The sequence below is a fragment of the Micromonospora sp. RB23 genome, from assembly GCF_053585025.1.
In genome coordinates this window covers 2,727,804-2,745,641 of record NZ_CM132111.1, presented here as the reverse complement: position 1 = coordinate 2,745,641, position 17,838 = coordinate 2,727,804, and the positions used below count along the sequence as shown (strand labels likewise).

Annotated in this window: 15 protein-coding genes; all 15 read right to left on the bottom strand. The window is 72.5% G+C overall.

Annotation, left to right across the window (positions count from 1 at the left end):
• Positions 1-78: 78 nt before the first annotated feature.
• The 15 genes from ACTFTM_RS12590 to pyrR all read right to left on the bottom strand — a co-directional run bounded on the left by ACTFTM_RS12590 (position 79) and on the right by pyrR (position 17,720).
• A complete protein-coding gene (locus tag ACTFTM_RS12590; protein ID WP_449565959.1) occupies positions 79-1,062 on the bottom strand; it encodes an AAA family ATPase in 984 nt (327 codons plus the stop codon).
• Between the two features lie 149 nt (positions 1,063-1,211).
• Positions 1,212-3,125, bottom strand: a complete 1,914-nt coding sequence (locus ACTFTM_RS12585) for a primosomal protein N' (protein WP_449565958.1) — start codon at positions 3,123-3,125, stop codon at positions 1,212-1,214.
• A 59-nt stretch (positions 3,126-3,184) separates the two neighbouring features.
• A complete protein-coding gene (gene metK, locus ACTFTM_RS12580; RefSeq protein ID WP_355624166.1) occupies positions 3,185-4,378 on the bottom strand; it encodes a methionine adenosyltransferase in 1,194 nt (397 codons plus the stop codon).
• A gap of 87 nt (positions 4,379-4,465) precedes the next feature.
• Positions 4,466-5,674: a bifunctional phosphopantothenoylcysteine decarboxylase/phosphopantothenate--cysteine ligase CoaBC gene (coaBC, locus tag ACTFTM_RS12575; protein WP_449565957.1), complete on the bottom strand. Its 1,209-nt coding sequence runs from the start codon at positions 5,672-5,674 to the stop codon at positions 4,466-4,468.
• Between the two features lie 14 nt (positions 5,675-5,688).
• Positions 5,689-5,952 (bottom strand): DNA-directed RNA polymerase subunit omega, encoded by a 264-nt coding sequence (gene rpoZ / locus ACTFTM_RS12570; protein WP_074318577.1) that lies wholly within the window; start codon positions 5,950-5,952, stop codon positions 5,689-5,691.
• Positions 5,953-6,016: 64 nt separating this feature from the next.
• Positions 6,017-6,550: a guanylate kinase gene (locus tag ACTFTM_RS12565; RefSeq protein ID WP_449565956.1), complete on the bottom strand. Its 534-nt coding sequence runs from the start codon at positions 6,548-6,550 to the stop codon at positions 6,017-6,019.
• 25 nt (positions 6,551-6,575) lie between these two features.
• A complete protein-coding gene (gene mihF / locus ACTFTM_RS12560; RefSeq protein ID WP_007458370.1) occupies positions 6,576-6,893 on the bottom strand; it encodes an integration host factor, actinobacterial type in 318 nt (105 codons plus the stop codon).
• Positions 6,894-7,071: 178 nt separating this feature from the next.
• The gene (gene pyrF / locus ACTFTM_RS12555) at positions 7,072-7,908 is read right to left on the bottom strand and encodes an orotidine-5'-phosphate decarboxylase (protein WP_449565955.1); all 837 of its coding nucleotides are present in this window, start codon (positions 7,906-7,908) and stop codon (positions 7,072-7,074) included.
• Between the two features lie 64 nt (positions 7,909-7,972).
• Positions 7,973-9,247, bottom strand: a complete 1,275-nt coding sequence (locus tag ACTFTM_RS12550; protein ID WP_449565954.1) for an adenosylmethionine--8-amino-7-oxononanoate transaminase — start codon at positions 9,245-9,247, stop codon at positions 7,973-7,975.
• Positions 9,248-9,365: 118 nt separating this feature from the next.
• A complete protein-coding gene (locus ACTFTM_RS12545; protein ID WP_449565953.1) occupies positions 9,366-10,412 on the bottom strand; it encodes a quinone-dependent dihydroorotate dehydrogenase in 1,047 nt (348 codons plus the stop codon).
• Complete coding sequence (carB, locus tag ACTFTM_RS12540) at positions 10,409-13,756, bottom strand: carbamoyl-phosphate synthase large subunit (RefSeq protein ID WP_449565952.1); 3,348 nt, start codon at positions 13,754-13,756, stop codon at positions 10,409-10,411. Before carB ends, ACTFTM_RS12545 begins: the two co-directional genes overlap by 4 nt.
• Complete coding sequence (carA, locus tag ACTFTM_RS12535) at positions 13,749-14,888, bottom strand: glutamine-hydrolyzing carbamoyl-phosphate synthase small subunit (RefSeq protein ID WP_449565951.1); 1,140 nt, start codon at positions 14,886-14,888, stop codon at positions 13,749-13,751. The genes carB and carA overlap by 8 nt, the downstream gene beginning before the upstream one ends.
• Positions 14,885-16,216 carry a dihydroorotase gene (locus tag ACTFTM_RS12530; protein ID WP_449565950.1) on the bottom strand — a complete coding sequence of 444 codons (1,332 nt, stop codon included), beginning with the start codon at positions 16,214-16,216 and terminating at the stop codon, positions 14,885-14,887. Before ACTFTM_RS12530 ends, carA begins: the two co-directional genes overlap by 4 nt.
• Positions 16,213-17,139 carry an aspartate carbamoyltransferase catalytic subunit gene (locus ACTFTM_RS12525; RefSeq protein ID WP_449565949.1) on the bottom strand — a complete coding sequence of 309 codons (927 nt, stop codon included), beginning with the start codon at positions 17,137-17,139 and terminating at the stop codon, positions 16,213-16,215. Before ACTFTM_RS12525 ends, ACTFTM_RS12530 begins: the two co-directional genes overlap by 4 nt.
• Positions 17,136-17,720 carry a bifunctional pyr operon transcriptional regulator/uracil phosphoribosyltransferase PyrR gene (gene pyrR, locus ACTFTM_RS12520; RefSeq protein WP_449565948.1) on the bottom strand — a complete coding sequence of 195 codons (585 nt, stop codon included), beginning with the start codon at positions 17,718-17,720 and terminating at the stop codon, positions 17,136-17,138. The genes ACTFTM_RS12525 and pyrR overlap by 4 nt, the downstream gene beginning before the upstream one ends.
• Positions 17,721-17,838: the final 118 nt, after the last annotated feature.

Sequence of the window (17,838 nt, the reverse complement as noted above, 5' to 3'; positions counted from 1 at the left end):
CGCACGACCATCGTCCAACCCGACAGCCGGGCCGGTGCGCATCCCGCGCGCCGGCCCGGTGCCGCGCTGGGGCTCCGCCTAGGCGCCGACGCCCGTGTCCGCGGCGAGCACGGCGTCGCCGCCGAGCAACGACGGCTCCGGCAACGGCAGGTGGATCTTGTGGGCCGCCTCCCAGTCGTAGACCAGGTCGGGCCGTACCTGCGCGGCGAAGTAGTCCACGGCGCTCATCCCGCCGACCACCGGCTCGTCGACCTCCGCGACCAACTGGGCCGGGACCAGGGTGAAACCGTTCTGCAGGGCCGCGCTGAGCCGACGGTGCCCGTCGACGACGAAGAAGTACTCCCCGGAGAAGCCGATCTTCAGCGGCTCCAACGACTCGTCGCCGGCCTCGGCCACGTCGCCGACGAACTCGCTGTCCCAGAGCCCGCGCAGGGTGGCGATGTCCTCGGTCGGGTAGATCCGGGCCGGGTCCAACAGCAGCAGCGGCGGACCGTCGCGCAGCACGTCGGCGCCGAGCGTGCCCTCGTACGCGGCGATGATGTGCTCGACCACCTCGGCGGCGGAGGCCCGGGTGGTGTCACAGATCAGGTCGTAGTTGCGCAGCCGCGCCTTGTCCACCCCGTAGCGAAGGATGAACCGGTTGCGCTCGCTGGCGCTGCGCTCGCGGAGCTTCGCCTTGGCCTCGTCGTGCGAGGTGTAGCTCTCCGCCGGGCCGGACGGGCGGGCCAGCACCCGGCGGGCCGCCTCACCCGGCTCGGTGATCATGTGCACCTTGAGCGCGTCGGTGAAGAAGTGCCAGGCCAGCCGCGAATCCATGATCAGGTGCTCGCCGGAGGCGGCGATGTCGCGCTGGAGCTGGTCGACGTACCCGTCGACGGCCTGGTCCAGCTCGGCGTGCAGGTTGAGTTGCAGGGCGGTCATCTGCCGCTGCTGCGCCATCTCCCGGTAGAGGTCACCCACGCTGACCCGGCGCATCCCGAGCCGCTTGGCGATCTCCACCGACACGGTGCTCTTACCGCTGCCGAGGTCGCCGTTGAAGACGATAGATTGTCGAACGGTCACGACTGGTCCACCCCTGATAACCGGCTTCCTGACATCATCGACATCGCCCGAGCATGACGGGCGATGCTACCACCTCGCCGCCAGCGCACCGCCGGACGCGGTGTGCGGGCAGCGGCCGCCGCGTCGGCCCGCCACCACCCGGAAAACGGTCAGAACAGGCTCAGCGGATCGACCTGGAGACGAACCGGGTCGGCGGCCTTGCGGGCGGCACGCAGTCCGGCGGCCGAGTGCAGGGCCTCGGCGAGCGCGGCGGCCCGTGCGCGGGGCACCCGCAGGAGCATCCGCTCGCGCCCCTCGTCGGCCGGCACCGGCCCGAGCACCTCGGCGTCGGCGGGGAGTTGCGCGGCGGCGAGCAGGTCGGCAACCGCCTCCGCCGGGCCGGTGACACTCGCCATCCGTACGGCCGGCGGGAAGCCCAGCTCGCGGCGCTCGGCCAGCTCCCGGTCGGCGAACCAGGCGGCGTCCCAGCGCAGCAGCGCCTGCACCGGGGCGAGCGCGCCGTCGGCGACGACCACCACGCGGCCGGCCGGCGCCGGGCGGGCCAGGGCAGCCGCGGCCAGCCAGCGGCGCAGCGCCTCCTCACCGGCGCGCAGGTCGGCCCGGGTCAGCAGGGCCCACGAGTCGAGCAGCAGCACCGCGCCGTAGCCGCCCGCCGCGACCGGTTCGGCACCGGGCGTGGCAACGACCAGGGCAGCCGTGCCGGGCACGTCGGTCAGGACCTCCTCACGTCCCGAGGTCCGCACCGGCACGTCGGGAAACGCCCGGCCCAGCTCCTCGGCGGTACGCCGGGCGCCGGTCACCGCCGCCCGCAGCCGCCGCCCGCCGCACTGGGGACAGGCGTACGCGGCGGCGACCCGGGCGCACCACCGGCAGACGGGGGTGCCACCGGCGGACGGCAGCGCGAGCGGCCCGGCGCAGTGCGCGCAGCGGGCCGGGGTGCGGCAGTCGGCGCAGGAGACCGAGGGCAGGTAGCCACGGCGGGGCACCTGCACGAGCACCGGCAGATCGCCGCGGAGCGCGTCACGGGCGGCCGTCCAGGCCAGGCTGGGCAGCCGGGCGGTGGCCGCACCGGGATCGCGGGCGAGCTGCGGGTCGTCGCCGGTCGGCGCGATGGCCGGTATCCGCGCCCGCACCGTCGCCCGGTCGGCGACCACCTCGCGGGCCCAGCCGGTCTCCAGTAGCAACTGCGCCTCGGCCGTACGCGCGTACCCGCCGACCAGCGCGGCGGCGTCAGTGAGCTGCGCCCTGGTGAGCAACACGTCCCGCGCGTGCGGGTACGGCGCGCGGGGTTCGGAGTGCAGGTCGTCCCCGTCGTCCCAGACGGCGACGAGACCGAGCCGGCGCACCGGGGCGAACATCGCCGCCCGGGTGCCGATGACCACCGGCACCTGCCCGCGGCGGGCGGTGAGGAACGCCCGGTAGCGCCGGGCCGGCCCGAGCGCGGCCGAGAGGGTGACGTGCCGCCCCGGGCCCAACACGTCCGTCAGCGCCGCGTCGAGGCGGTCGAGATCACGGGCGTCGGGCACCACGACCACGGCCCCGCGCCCACCGGCGACGGTGGCCGCAACGGCGTCCGCGTAGCGGGCGGCCCAGTCCTCGCCGGGCAGCGCCGACCAGACCGCACGGGCCGGCCGGCCGTCGGTGAGCGCCCGCAGCAGAGCCGGCCCGGCCGGATAGTCCCGCCATCCCCTCGGATCGACGGTCTCCCCCGGCACGGTCGCCGGCGTGGACTCCTCGTCGTGGGGTTCCTTCTCGACGCGGGCGTGCCGGGGTGGCACGGCGAGCCGGAGGACGTCGGCGAGGTTGCCCGCGTACCGGTCGGCGACCGCGCGGGCCAGGCCGGCGACCTCGGGCGTCAGCACCGGCTCGGACGAGACGACCTTCTCCAGGTAGGCGAGCCGGCCGGTGTGCCCGGAGTCGTCCGCCCGCGCCAGCAGCCAGCCGTCGACCAACTGTCCCGCGAAGCGCACCTTGACCCGGGTGCCGGGCACCGCCACCTCGTCCAGCTCGGCCGGCACGAGGTAGTCGAACGGGCGGTCCAGGTGCGCCAGCGGCACGTCCACGCAGACGCGCGCGACCGGCGACCCCGGTGCGGGTCGCCGGTCGCTACGCCTGGTGGCGGTCAGGCTCCTGCGGCCGACTTGAGGTCGGCGGCCCGGTCGGTGCTCTCCCAGGTCAGATCCGGCAGCTCCCGGCCGAAGTGGCCGTACGCGGCGGTCTGCTGGTAGATGGGGCGGAGCAGGTTGAGGTCCCGGATGATCGCGGCCGGGCGCAGGTCGAACACCTCGGAGACGGCGCTCTCGATCGAGGCGACCGGCACGGTCTCGGTGCCGAACGTCTCGATGAAGAGGCTCACCGGGTGCGCCTTGCCGATGGCGTAGGCGACCTGCGCCTCGCACCGCTCGGCGAGGCCGGCGGCGACCACGTTCTTGGCCACCCAGCGCATCGCGTACGCGGCCGAGCGGTCCACCTTGGACGGATCCTTGCCGGAGAAGGCGCCGCCGCCGTGCCGGGCGTACCCGCCGTAGGTGTCGACGATGATCTTGCGACCGGTGAGGCCGGCGTCGCCCATCGGGCCGCCGATCTCGAACCGGCCGGTCGGGTTGACCAGCAGGCGGTACCCGTCGGTGTCCAGACCGAGACTCTCCAGCTCGGGCGCGATGACGGAGTCACGAACGTCGGGGGTCAGCAGCGACTCCAGCGAGATGTCCGCGGCGTGCTGGCTGGACACCACGACGGTGTTCAGCCGGACCGGGCGCAGCCCCTCGTACTCGATGGTGACCTGGGTCTTGCCGTCCGGGCGCAGGTACGGGATGGTGCCGTCCTTGCGGACCGCGGCGAGCCGACGCGCCAGCCGGTGGGCCAGGGCGATCGGCAGTGGCATCAGCTCCGGCGTCTCCGAGCAGGCGAAGCCGAACATCATGCCCTGGTCGCCGGCGCCCTGCGCGTCCAACGCGCTCTCCGACGCGCCGGTACGCAGCTCGAAGGCGTTGTCGACGCCCTGCGCGATGTCCTCGGACTGCGCGCCGATCGAGACGCTGACCCCGCAGGAGGCGCCGTCGAAACCCTTCTTCGACGAGTCGTAGCCGATGTCGAGGATGGTCCGGCGGACGATCGTCGGGATGTCGGCGTACGCCTTGGTGGTGACCTCGCCGGCGATGTGCACCTGGCCGGTGGTGATCATGGTCTCGACCGCGACCCGGCTGTGCGGGTCCTCGGCGAGCAGCGCATCGAGGATGCCGTCGCTGATCTGGTCGGCGATCTTGTCCGGGTGGCCTTCCGTGACCGATTCGGACGTGAAGAGGCGGCGTGTCACGGCACTCCTAAGCGTGTGAGGTCGTTCCGCGGCAGTCTAGTCACCGCTGCGGCCGGTGTCGGGATCGGTCGCGCCCTGTTCCACCCGTCAGGAGCGGTTGGCCAGCCGCGCCACGACGAGGTCCCACACGGTGTCGGCCACCGCCTCCTTGGACTGCTCCGGCAGATGGCTCACCGAGCCGTCCGCGCCGATGACCGTCACCGTGTTGGTGTCGGCGCCGAAGACCCGGTCCGGACCTACCTCGTTGATGACGATGAGGTCGGCCCGCTTCCGGGCCAGCTTCGCCCGGCCGTTGGCCTCCGCGTCGCCGGTCTCGGCGGCGAACACCACCAGCACCTGCTCCGGTCGCTTGCGCTGGCCGAGCTCCGCCGCGATGTCCGGATTCGTGACGAGCTCGATGGTGGGAGCGACACCGTCGTCCGACTTCTTGATTTTGCCAGGCGCGTACGCCGCCGGTCGGAAATCGGCCGGAGCCGCCGCCATCACGACCGCGTCGGCGTCGGCGGCGGCCTTCAGAGTCGCCTCGCGCAGCTCGGCGGTCGTGCCGACCCGGACCAGGTCGACCCCGGCGGGGTCGGCGAGCGCGACGTTGGCCGCGATCAGCGTGACCCGGGCGCCCCGGGCGACCGCCGAACGGGCGAAGGCGTAACCCTGCTTGCCCGAGGAGCGGTTACCGAGGAAGCGGACCGGGTCCAGCGGCTCGCGGGTGCCCCCGGCCGTGACCACCAGCCGGCGACCGGTCAGGTCCGCCGGGGCGGAGGCGCCCCGGGCGAGGACCTGGCGGGCGACCGCGAAGATCTCCGCCGGGTCGGGCAGCCGACCCTTGCCGGTGTCGGCCCCGGTGAGCCGTCCGACGGCGGGCTCGATGACCCGGACGCCCCGAGAACGCAGCGTGGCGACGTTGGCGACGGTGGCCGGGTGTTCCCACATCTCGGTGTGCATGGCCGGGGCCAGGACCACCGGGCAGCGAGCGGTCAGCAACGTGTTGGTCAGCAGGTCGTCGGCGAGCCCCTGGGCGGCCTTGGCGAGCAGGTCGGTCGTGGTCGGCGCGACCACCACCAGGTCGGCCTGCTTGCCGAGGCGGACGTGCGGCACCTCGTGCACGTCGGACCAGACGTCGTCGGCGACCGGCTGGCCGGAGAGCGCCGCCCAGGTCGGCGCGCCGACGAATCTCAGCGCCGACGCGGTCGGCACGACACGGACCCGGTGGCCCGACTCGGTGAAGAGTCGCAGCAGCTCACACGCCTTGTAGGCGGCGATGCCGCCGCCGACCCCCAGAACGATCGAGGCGGACATCGACGGTGACGGGCCTACGGCTGGTCGGTCGGCTCGGCGGTGAGCAGGCCGCCGTTGATCTCGCGCATGGCGATGGAGAGGGGCTTCTCCTGCGGGGTGGTCTCGACGAGCGGGCCGACGTACTCCAGCAGGCCCTCACCGAGCTGGCTGTAGTAGGCGTTGACCTGGCGCGCACGCTTGGCGGCGAAGATGACCAGCGCGTACTTCGACGTCGTCTTCTCGAGGAGCTCGTCGATCGGCGGGTTGGTGATGCCTTCGGGGTTGGCGATGGATCCCACGAATTAACCTCTGCGTCTTTCGAACCGCGCGGACGCGGTGCTGAGTCCCGACGGCGGCCGGCTGTCAGCCGCGCGGGCGCGACCAGGCCGGATCCGGATAAGTTGAACCGAGTAAGCCTACCAGCTCGTCGACCACCCGATCGGTGAGGTCGTGCGTGAGGGTGTCCGCGAAGGCGGCCGCCACGTCGGCGTCGAGGCGACGTCCGGGCGGGAGCAACAGCACGAGACGCGCGTCGGGCAGTCGTGCCCGCACCAGCCGGGCCCCGGTCACGTCGAGCGGAAGCAGGACCTGCTGCCCGGCGTCGAGCCGGGCGCGCAGCGGCGGGTGCAGGGTCCCCCGTAGGTACGCGCCGATCCGGGACCACTCCAGCAGCTCCCCGGCGGCAAGCCGGCGTTCGAACTCGGCCGGGGCGAGAAAGACCCGGCGGTCTCCGTCCTCCTCCGGCTCCCGGCGCGGCCTGGTCGTTGCCGGCACCGGGATCCACACGGACGGGAAACGCGCCCGGACGAGCTCGACGACACTCTCCCTGCCGGAACCCGAAGGTCCAGCCAGGACAGTGAGCCGAGCCGCCGGGCGCGCCTCGTCATCCGTGCTCACTGCTTGTTTCTACACGCTGCCAGGTTCAGTTGGCGGCGAACTCTCCAAGCAGTGCCTTGCGCTGCTGCTCGCCGAGGCCGCGCAGACGACGGCTGTCGGCGATCTTGAGCTTCTCCATGATCTGGGTAGCCCGGATCTTGCCGATGCCCGGCATCGCCTGCAGGACGGCCGAAACCTTGAGCTTGCCGACGACGTCGTCGCTCTCGGCGCGCTCGAGGACGGCACCAAGGGTGGTCTTGCCCTGCTTGAGCTGCTCCTTCAGCTCGGCACGGGCCTTGCGGATCTCCGCAGCCTTCTCGAGCGCGGCAGCGCGCTGTTCGGGGGTCAGTGACGGGAGCGGCACCAGTTCTCCTCAGGTCCCTATCGCGGCGGGCGGGGCGCACCGCCGCATCTGTGAAACGTGGTGTCGCTGTGAACCAAGGGGTCCATGGTTCCCAGCGCGGGGAAAACTAGCGGTCAACGGAGCTTTCGGCAACGTGGGCGCGCGAAGATCATCGCAAAGTGACCGAGCCGTCAGTCAGTCATCGGGCAGCCAGAACAGCCCGGCACTCGTCCCGCACCCGGTCCGCGGCGGCCCGCAGGGCCGCGGCGTCCGGTCCTGCCGACAGGACCTCGCGGGAGTACGACGGGAGCACCGCGGCGAGGCTGGAGCCGAAGACGGTACGCAGATCGGCGGCACCCGCACCCTGCGCGCCGAGCCCCGGAGCGAGCAGCGGACCCCCCACGGTGGAGAGGTCATGACCGGTGTCACCGATGGTGGCGCCGACCACCAGACCGAAGCTGCCGAGAGGGTCCGCACCCCTGTTGAGCTGGGAAATCTCGTCGATCACGGTCTGCGCCACGGTGCGTCCGTCGGACGTACGGGCCCGCTGCACGGCCGCGCCCTCGGGGTTCGAGGTGAGGGCCAGCACGAAGACCCCGCCGCCGTGTTGCGCGGCCAACTCGAACATCGGGGCCAGCGAACCTACTCCCAGGTAGGGACTGGCCGTGAGCGCGTCGACATACAGCGGGCTGGATGGATCCAGGTACGCGGAGGCGTACGCGCTGACCGTTGAGCCGATGTCGCCGCGCTTGACGTCGAGCAGAACGAGCGATCCGGCTTCCCGTAACTGTCGGATAGTTGACTCAAGAATCGCCACACCGCGGGATCCGAACCGCTCGAAAAAGGCCGACTGAGGCTTGACAACCGCAACCCGGTCACCGAGCGCATCCACCACGGTTCGGGCGAACCGGTCCAGACCGTCGAGGTCGTCCGCGAGGCCCCACCGGGCCAGCAGGCCGGGATGCGGGTCGATGCCCACGCAGAGCGGTCCGCGCTCGGTGACGGCCCGGTGCAGCCGGGTGCCGAAGCTCTCCATCGGCGTACTTCCCCTCTTCTCCTCCGGGTGGCGACCGCCGCCCGGGATGCTTGTCGGTTCCCGCTCAGCCCGCCGCCACGGCAGCCGCCACCCCGGCCGCGATCCGGGCCAGGTCGGCGTCGTCGGTGACGTACGGCGGCATCGTGTAGATCAGGTCGCGGAAGGGCCGCAGCCAGACGCCACGGTCGGCGGCGGCCGTCGTTGCCGCGCCGAGGTCGACGTCGTGGTCGAGTTGGACCACGCCGATCGCTCCGAGCACCCGCACGTCGGCCACGCCCGGCGCGGCCCGCAGCGGCTCCAGGCCGGCGCGTAGGCCCGCGCCGATCCGGGACACCTGCGCCGCCCAGTCGCCGGCCCGCAGCAGCCCGATGGAGGCGTTGGCGACCGCGCAGGCCAGCGGATTGCCCATGAACGTCGGACCGTGCGCCAAGACGCCGTCGGCGGAGATCCCGCGCGCGATCTCCGCGGTGCACAGCGCGGCGGCCAGGGTCAGGTAGCCGCCGGTGAGCGCCTTGCCCACGCACATCACGTCCGGGGACACCCCGGCGTGCTCGGCGGCGAACATCGTGCCGGTGCGGCCGAAGCCGGTCGCGATCTCGTCGAAGATCAGCAGCACCCCGTGCGCGCGGGTCACCTCGCGCAGCACCCGCAGGTAACCGGGATGGTGGAAGCGCATCCCACCCGCGCCCTGCACCACCGGTTCCACGATGACCGCGGCGAGTTCGTGGGCGTGCCGCTCGACGGCGTCCACCAACGCCGCCACGTACGCCTCGTCGGGCGGATCGCCGAACCCGCCCGGCGGCACCGGGGCGAAGACCTGCCGGGGCAGCACGTCGCCCCAGAGGTGGTGCATCCCGCCCTCGGGGTCGCAGACGCTCATCGGATGGAACGTGTCGCCGTGGTACCCGCCCCGCCAGGTGGCCAGCCGACGCCGTTCCGGCCGGCCGACCGCCCGCTGGTACTGCAGGCACATCTTCACGGCCACCTCGACGCTGACCGACCCGGAGTCGGCCAGGAACACGTGCTCCAGCCCCTCCGGCGCCAGCTCGACCAGGGTGCGCGCCAGCCGTACGGCGGGCTCGTGGGTGAGTCCGCCGAACATCACGTGGCTCATCCGCCCGAGCTGGTCGGTCACGGCCGCGTCCAGCACCGGGTGCCGGTAGCCGTGCACCGCCGCCCACCAGGACGACATCCCGTCCACCAACTCCCGGCCGTCGGCCAGGCTCAGCCGTACCCCCTCGGCGCTACGGACCACGAACGGCGCGTTCGCCGGCGGCAGCGCGGCGTACGGATGCCAGACGTGCGCCCGGTCGACGGCCAGGATCTCCTCGGGTGTCACGCGTACTCCTCATGTGCCTGAAGCCCGCCGGGCGACGGACGTCGCGCGGCCGGGTGAAACGGCTCCGCCGGCCCCGGCCCGACCCCGCACGGGAGGGCGGGCACCGGGCCGGGGGCGGTCACCGGCCGGCGACCGGATCCGGTGTCACCGCCGTGCCGCTCGCGCGGGCCGCGGCCCGGACCAGGGCCGGACCCCGGTAGATGAAGCCCGAGTAGAGCTGCACCAGGGCGGCGCCGGCGTCGAACATCCGGGTGGCGTCGTCCGGGTCGAGCACACCGCCGACCCCGATGACGGGCAGCCGACCGCCGGTCTCGCGGTGCACGAAGGCCACCACGTCGCGGGCGCGGCCGGTCAGCGGCCGGCCGGACAGACCACCGGCCTCGGCGCCACGCTCGGTGTCCACCGGGGCCAGCCCGTCCCGGGACAGGGTGGTGTTGGTGGCGATCACCCCGGCGGCGCCCCGGGCCAGGCAGACCTCCAACAGTTCGGCGATCGCCGCCTCGGTCAGATCTGGCGCGATCTTGACCAGCACCGGCTTCTCCCCCACCAGCGCGCCGAGCAGCGCATCCAGGTGGGCCCGGTCCTGCAACGACCGCAGACCCGGTGTGTTCGGCGACGACACGTTCACCGCGAAGTAGTCGCCGTGCCCGCGCAGCGCCCGGTACGAGGCGAGGTAGTCCTCGACCGCCTCGTCGAGCGGGGTCACCTTGGACTTGCCCAGCGAGATGCCCAACGGCACCCCGAGCGGACGGGGCAACGTCGCCAGCCGGCCGGCCAACGCGTCGGCGCCGGCGTTGTTGAAGCCCATCCGGTTGACCACCGCCTCGCTGGCCGGCAGCCGGAACAACCGGGGCCGTGGATTGCCCGGCTGGGCGTGCGCGGTGACCGTGCCGACCTCCACGAACCCGAAGCCGAGCGCCGGCCAGGCCGGCAGCGCCGCGCCGTCCTTGTCCATGCCGGCGGCCAGCCCGACCGGGTTGGGAAACCGCACACCGAAGACCGTGCGCGGCGCGTCGACGGCGTACCGGGCCCGCAGCGCGGCCAGGACGGCGGGACGCCGCGACAGGGCGGCCAACCGCCGCAGCGTCCACTCGTGCGCCGTCTCGGCGTCCCCGCCCCCGAGCCGGAACAACCCGGGCCGTACGACCCGCTCGAACAGGGTCACTGGGCCGCCCGCAGGGTGGCGTGCAGATCCTGTAGCGGGCGCACCCGCATGTCGCCCCGGATACGTGCCTCGATCCCCATCACGGCCGCGGCGGCGCCGGGAACCGTGGTGATGCAGGGGATGTCGGCGGTGACGGCGGCGCTGCGGATCTCGTAACCGTCGGAGCGGGCGCTCGCGCCCGAGCCCTGCGGCGTGTTGATCACCAGCGCGACGTCGCCGCCGAGGATCAGCGACACGGCGTCGTCGCCCTCACCGGCCTGGTAGTGCTTGCGGATCTGCTCGCAGGCGATGCCGTGCCGGCGCAGCACCTCGGCGGTACCGGCGGTCGCCACGATCTCGAAGCCCAGGTCGGCCAGCCGCTTGATCGGGAAGATCATGCCGCGCTTGTCCCGGTTCGCCACCGACACGAAGATCTTCCCGGCGGTCGGCAACGACCCGTACGCGGCCGACTGGCTCTTGGCGAAGGCGTGCCCGAAGTTGGTGTCGATGCCCATCACCTCGCCCGTCGACTTCATCTCCGGGCCCAGCAGCGAGTCGATCCCCTTGCCCGCCCGGGTACGGAAGCGCTTGAACGGCAGCACCGCCTCCTTGACCGCGATCGGCGCGTCGGCGGGCATCGTCCCACCGTCCCCCGTCGTCGGGAGCAGACCCTCGGCGCGCAGTTCGGCGATGGTCGCGCCCAACGCGATCCGGGCCGCCGCCTTGGCCAGCGGCACCGCCGTCGCCTTCGAGACGAACGGGACCGTCCGCGACGCGCGCGGGTTGGCCTCCAGCACGTAGAGCACGTCGTCCTTGAGCGCGTACTGCACATTGAGCAGGCCGCGGACGCCGACACCCCGGGCGATGGCCTCGGTGTAGCGGCGAACCTCGGCCAGGTGCGGGCCCGCGAGGGTGATCGGCGGCAACGCGCAGGACGAGTCTCCGGAGTGGATCCCGGCCTCTTCGATGTGCTCCATCACGCCGCCGATGTAGACCTCGCCGTCGGCGTCGCACAGGGCGTCCACGTCGATCTCGATGGCGTCGTCGAGGAACCGGTCCACCAGCACGGGGTGGTCGCCGGAGATGTCGGTGGCCCGGCCGATGTAGTCGCGCAGCGTCGGGTCGTCGTACACGATCTCCATGCCGCGCCCACCGAGCACGTAGGACGGACGGACCAGCACGGGGTAGCCGATCTCGTCGGCGATCGTCTTGGCCTCCTCGAACGAGGTGGCCATGCCGTGCGCCGGCGCGCGCAGTCCGGCGCGGGCCAGGACGGCGCCGAACGCGCCCCGCTCCTCGGCCAGGTGGATCGACTCCGGCGACGTGCCGACCACCGGCACGCCCGCGTCCTTGAGCCGCTGCGCCAGGCCCAGCGGGGTCTGCCCGCCGAGCTGCACGACCACGCCGACCACACCCGGACCGCCGGCCGCCCGGCCCGAGGAGTCCTCCGCGTGCCAGGCCTCCAGGACGTCCTCGAAGGTCAGCGGCTCGAAGTAGAGCCGGTCGGCCGTGTCGTAGTCGGTCGAGACCGTCTCCGGGTTGCAGTTGACCATCACGGTCTCGTAACCGGCCGCCCGCAACGCCTGCACCGCGTGCACGCACGAGTAGTCGAACTCGATGCCCTGCCCGATCCGGTTCGGGCCGGAGCCCAGGATCAGCACCTTCGGCCGGTCCGACGGCACGACCTCGGTCTCGAAGTCGTACGACGAGTAGTGGTACGGCGTGCTGGCCTCGAACTCGGCCGCGCACGTGTCGACGGTCTTGTAGACCGGGCGGATGTCCAGGCGGTGCCGCAGGGCGCGTACGCCGTCCTCGGCCGCCAGCTCCGGACGCAGCGCCGCGAGCTGCCGGTCGGACAGGCCGGCCCGCTTGGCGCGGCGCAGCAGCTCGGCGTCGAGCACCGGCGCGTCGACGATCTCGGTCCGCAGCTCGATCAACGCGGCGATCTGGTCCAGGAACCAGGGGTCGATGCCGCCGGACGCCTCGCTCACCTCGCTGATCGACGCGCCGAGACGCAGCGCCCGCTCCACCGTGTAGAGCCGGCCGTCGTGTGGGATCCGCAGCGCGGCGAGGGTGTCCGCCAGGGTGACGTCCGCCGGGTCGGGGGTGGTCCAGAACCCGACCGCCTTCGTTTCCATCGAGCGCATCGCCTTGTTCAGCGCCTCGGTGAAGTTGCGCCCGAGACTCATCGCCTCGCCCACCGACTTCATGGTGGTGGTCAGCTCCGGGTCCGCGCCGGGGAACTTCTCGAACGCGAACCGGGGGATCTTCACCACCACGTAGTCCAGGGTCGGCTCGAAAGCCGCAGGGGTCTTCAACGTGATGTCGTTGGGGATCTCGTCGAGCGTGTAACCGATGGCCAGCTTCGCGGCGATCTTCGCGATCGGGAAGCCGGTCGCCTTCGAGGCCAGCGCCGAGGAACGCGACACCCGGGGGTTCATCTCGATCACGACGATCCGGCCGTCGACCGGGTTGACCGCGAACTGGATGTTGCAGCCGCCGGTGTCCACGCCGACCTCGCGCAGCACGGCGATGCCCAGGTCACGAAGGTGCTGGTACTCCCGGTCGGTGAGCGTCATGGCCGGGGCCACGGTGACGCTGTCGCCGGTGTGCACGCCCATCGGATCGAGGTTCTCGATGGAGCAGACCACCACGACGTTGTCGTGCCGGTCGCGCATCAGCTCGAGCTCGTACTCCTTCCAGCCGAGCACGCTCTCCTCGATGAGCACCTCGTGCACCGGGCTGGCCGCCAGGCCGTCGCCCGCGATGCGGGCCAGGTCCTCCGGCGTGTGCGCCATGCCCGAGCCCAGGCCGCCCATGGTGAACGACGGGCGGATCACCACCGGCAGGCCCAGCTCGGCGACGGTCGCCTCGACCTCGTCCATCGAGTGGCACACCCGGGAGCGGGGCACCAGCCCGGCCGGGTCCTCGACGCCGAGGCGTACGCCGGCCTTCGCGACGATCTCCTTGAAGAGCTGGCGGTCCTCACCCCGGTTGATGGCGTCGATGTTCGCGCCGATCAGCTCGACGCCGTACTTCTCCAGGACACCGTTGGAGTGCAGGGCGACGGCGGTGTTCAGCGCGGTCTGCCCGCCGAGGGTCGGCAGGATCGCGTCCGGGCGCTCCTTGGCGATGACCAGCTCGACGAACTCCGGGGTGATCGGCTCGACGTAGGTCGCGTCGGCGAACTCGGGGTCCGTCATGATCGTCGCCGGGTTGGAGTTGACCAGGCTGACCCGGATCCCCTCGCTGCGCAGCACCCGGCACGCCTGGGTACCGGAGTAGTCGAACTCGCAGGCCTGCCCGATGACGATCGGCCCGGAGCCGATGACGAGGATGTGCTTGAGATCGGTCCGCTTAGGCATTCTTACCGCCCTCGATGAGCTCGGCGAAACGGTCGAAGAGGTAGTCGGCGTCGTGCGGGCCGGCTGCCGCCTCCGGGTGGTACTGGACGGTGAAGGCGGGCACATCCACGGCCCGCAGCCCCTCGACCACGTTGTCGTTGAGGCAGACGTGCGAGACGCGTACGCCACCGAAGGCGGTGTCGATCACCTGGTCCGGGACCACGGCGCCGGCGCCCGGCACCTCGACGGCGAAGCCATGGTTGTGGCTGGTCACCTCGACCTTGCCGGTGGCCCGGTCGAGCACCGGCTGGTTGATCCCCCGGTGGCCGTAGCCCAGCTTGTACGTGCCGAAGCCGAGCGCCCGACCGAGGATCTGGCTGCCGAAGCAGATGCCGAACAGCGGCACCTGCCGCCGCAGCGCCTCCCGGGCCACCGCCACCGGACCGTCGGCCGTGGCCGGGTCGCCCGGACCGGGCGACAGGAAGATCGCGTCGGCGCCGGTGGCGAGCAGGTCCTCGATGCTCGACGAGGCCGGCAGCACGTGGGTGGTCACCCCGCGCGCGGCGAGCCGGCGCGGCACGTTGCGCTTGATGCCCAGGTCGAGCGCGGCCACCGTAAACCGGTGCTCGCCGACCGCGTCGACGACGTACGGCTCGGAGGTGGTCACCTCGGCGGACAGGTCCGCGCCGACCATCTGCGGCGACTGGCGGACCCGGGCCAGCAAGCTCTGCGGGTCCTTCTCGACGCTGGAGATGCCCACCCGCATGGCGCCCCGCTCGCGCAGGTGCCGGGTCAGCGCCCGGGTGTCCACCCCGCTGATGCCCACCACGCCCTCGGTGGCGAGGCGGTCCTCGAGACCGCCGGTGGCCCGCCAGTTCGAGCCGATCCGGGCCGGGTCGCGGACCACGTACCCGGCCACCCAGATCCGGCCGGACTCGTCGTCCTCGCCGTTGACGCCGGTGTTGCCGATGTGCGGGGCGGTCTGCACGACCACCTGACGGTGGTAGGACGGGTCGGTCAGCGTCTCCTGGTAACCGGTCATGCCGGTGGTGAAGACCGCCTCGCCGAAGGTCTCCCCGACGCTGCCGTACGCCTCGCCGGGGAACGTGCGCCCATCCTCGAGCACGAGGATCGCGGGCCTGCGCTTACTCATTTGATGGCCTTTCCGTCCAGGACCGTCGGCTCGCCGCGCAGGAAGGTCGCCACGATGCGACCCGGCAGCGTCATGCGGGCGTACGGGGTGTTGCGACTGCGGCTGGCCAGCTCCGCCGGCTCGATGGTGCGGCGGGCGGCCGGGTCGACCAGGGTCAGGGTGGCCGGGGCGCCCGGGGCGGGGTCGACGCCGTGCCCGGTCAGCCCCGCGATCCGGGCGGGGACGCGGGACATCCGTTCGGCGATCAGGTCCCACTCGGGACCGAGCACGTCCAGCGCGATGGACAGCGCCGTCTCCAGGCCGAGCATGCCCGGCCGGGCGTACGCCCACTCGCACTCCTTGTCCTCCACGGCGTGCGGGGCGTGGTCGGTGGCGATGATGTCGATCACGCCGTCGGCGAGTGCGGCGCGCAGCGCGGCGACGTCGGTGGCGGTGCGCAGCGGCGGGTTCACCTTGAAGACCGGGTCGTACACTCCGGCGGGGCTCCAGTTGTTCGCGAGTGCGGGGCTCGCAAGCTCACTCCTCCCGCTCACGACCTCGTCGGTGAGCAGCAGGTGGTGCGGGGTGACCTCGGCGGTGACGCGTACCCCGCGGGCCTTGGCCTGGCGCAGCACCTCGACGCTGCCGGCGGTGGAGACGTGGCAGACGTGCAGTCGGCTGCCCACGTGCTCGGCGAGCAGCACGTCCCGGGCGATGATCGCCTCCTCGGCGACCGCCGGCCAGCCGATCAGCCCGAGCCGGGTGGAGACCTCACCCTCGTGCATCTGGGCGCCCTCGGTGAGGCGGGGCTCCTCGGCGTGCTGGGCGATGATCCCGTCGAACGCCTTGACGTACTCCAGGGCCCGACGCATCAGCAGCGGGTCGGCGACGCAGTGCCCGTCGTCGGAGAAGATCCGGACCCGGGCCGCGGAGTCCGCCATCGCCCCCAGCTCGGCGAGGCGCTCGCCGGCCAGCCCGACGGTGACCGCCCCGATCGGCTGCACGTCGACCATCCCGGCCTCCCGGCCGAGCCGCCACACCTGCTCGACCACGCCGGCGGTGTCCGCGACCGGCGACGTGTTGGCCATCGCGCAGACCGCCGTGTAGCCGCCCAGCGCCGCCGCCCGCGACCCGGACTCGACCGTCTCGGCGTCCTCCCGGCCCGGCTCGCGCAGGTGGGTGTGCAGGTCGACCAGGCCGGGCAGGGCCACGAGGCCGGTTCCGTCGATGACGGTGGCGTCCGGCGCGGACAGCCCCGGACCCACCTCGGCGACGACGCCGTCGCGGATCAGCAGGTCGGTCGGCGCGGCCCCGACGATGCTCACGCTGGTGATGAGGTACGCGGTCACCGGTTGTTCCCTCCGAGCAGCAGGTACAGGACGGCCATCCGGACGGAGACCCCGTTGGTGACCTGTTCGACGATGGTGGAGCGGGGTGAGTCGGCGACCTCGGGGGTGATCTCCATCCCCCGGTTCATCGGGCCGGGGTGCATGACGATCGCGTGCTCGGGCAGGCGGCGCATCCGGGGACCGTCCAGCCCGTAGCGGCGGGCGTACTCGCGGGCGGAGGGGAAGTAGGAGTCCCGCATCCGTTCCCGCTGCACGCGCAGCATCATCACCACGTCCACGTTCGGCAGCACCGAGTCGAGGTCGTACGACACATCGGTACCGGGGGCGAGCGCCGCGGCGATGTCGACGGGGATGAGCGTCGGCGGGCCGACCAGGGTGACCTTCGCGCCGAGGGTCGACAGCAGCAGCACGTTCGAGCGGGCCACCCGGGAGTGCAGCACGTCCCCGACCACCGCGACCGACAGGCCGGCGAGCCGGCCCAGCCGGGCCCGCATCGTGTACGCGTCGAGCAGCGCCTGGGTCGGGTGCTCGTGGGTGCCGTCGCCCGCGTTCACGACCGACCCGTCCACCCAGTTGGCCAGCCGGTGCGGGGCGCCGGAGGCGGGATGCCGTACGACGACCGCGTCGGCGCCCATGGCCTGCAGGGTCAGCGCCGTGTCCTTCAGGCTCTCGCCCTTGGCGACGCTGGACCCCTTGGCGGAAAAGTTGATCACATCGGCGCTGAGTCGCTTCGCCGCCGCCTCGAACGAGATCCGGGTCCGGGTGGAGTCCTCGTAGAAGAGGTTCACCACCGTCCGTCCGCGCAACGCGGGCAGCTTCTTGATCTCCCGGCCGGCGACGGTGGCCATCTCGGCGGCGGTGTCCAGGATCTCGGTGGCGGTGTCGGCGTCCAGGTCCGCGCCGGAGAGCAGGTGCCTGATCATGAGTGAGCGCCCCCGTAGAGCTTGACCTCGTCGGTTCCGTCGGTCTCGGCGAGCGTCACCCGGACGCTCTCGGCGAACGCGGTGGGGATGTTCTTGCCGACGTAGTCGGCGCGGATCGGCAACTCACGGTGGCCGCGGTCGACGAGCACGGCGAGTTGCACGGATGCCGGGCGGCCGACGTCGTTGAGCGCGTCGAGCGCGGCCCGCACGGTGCGGCCGGAGAAGAGCACGTCGTCGACGAGGATCACCCTCTTGCCGTCGATGCCGCCGCTGGGCACCTGGGTGGGGCCGATCGCGCGGGTGGCGTGGCGGCGCAGGTCGTCGCGGTAGAGAGTGATGTCGAGCACACCGACCGGGACGACGACGTCCTCGAAGGTGCTGATCCGGGCGGCGAGCCGCCGCGCGAGGGGGGCGCCCCGGGTGGGAATCCCGAGCAGCACGGTGTCGGCCGCGCCCTGGGTCTTCTCCAGGATCTGGTGGGCGATGCGGTCGACCACCCGCTGCACGTCGGCGCTGGCGAGGATCACCTTCACCGAGGGTTGTCGCGGTGGTGACGGACGGGCAGCCGGTGGGGACGCCACGGCGGACCTCCTTCCCCGCCTCACGGGACGGGTCGTTAAAGGATGTCGGGCACCTCCGGCCGGGCAGCGCGAGCCGCCCCGGCCGGGGCTTCACGCCACGTTACCAGTGGTCACCGCA

What these genes read in the sequence shown, in the direction of transcription:
- coaBC (WP_449565957.1), bottom strand. Translation starts at nt 5,674, where the DNA reads ATGTCCGCCTCGATCGTTCTGGGGGTCGGCGGCGGCATCGCCGCCTAC.
- pyrF (WP_449565955.1), bottom strand. Translation starts at nt 7,908, where the DNA reads ATGGAGAGCTTCGGCACCCGGCTGCACCGGGCCGTCACCGAGCGCGGA.
- carB (WP_449565952.1), bottom strand. Translation starts at nt 13,756, where the DNA reads ATGCCTAAGCGGACCGATCTCAAGCACATCCTCGTCATCGGCTCCGGG.
- carA (WP_449565951.1), bottom strand. Translation starts at nt 14,888, where the DNA reads ATGAGTAAGCGCAGGCCCGCGATCCTCGTGCTCGAGGATGGGCGCACG.
- ACTFTM_RS12525 (WP_449565949.1), bottom strand. Translation starts at nt 17,139, where the DNA reads ATGATCAGGCACCTGCTCTCCGGCGCGGACCTGGACGCCGACACCGCC.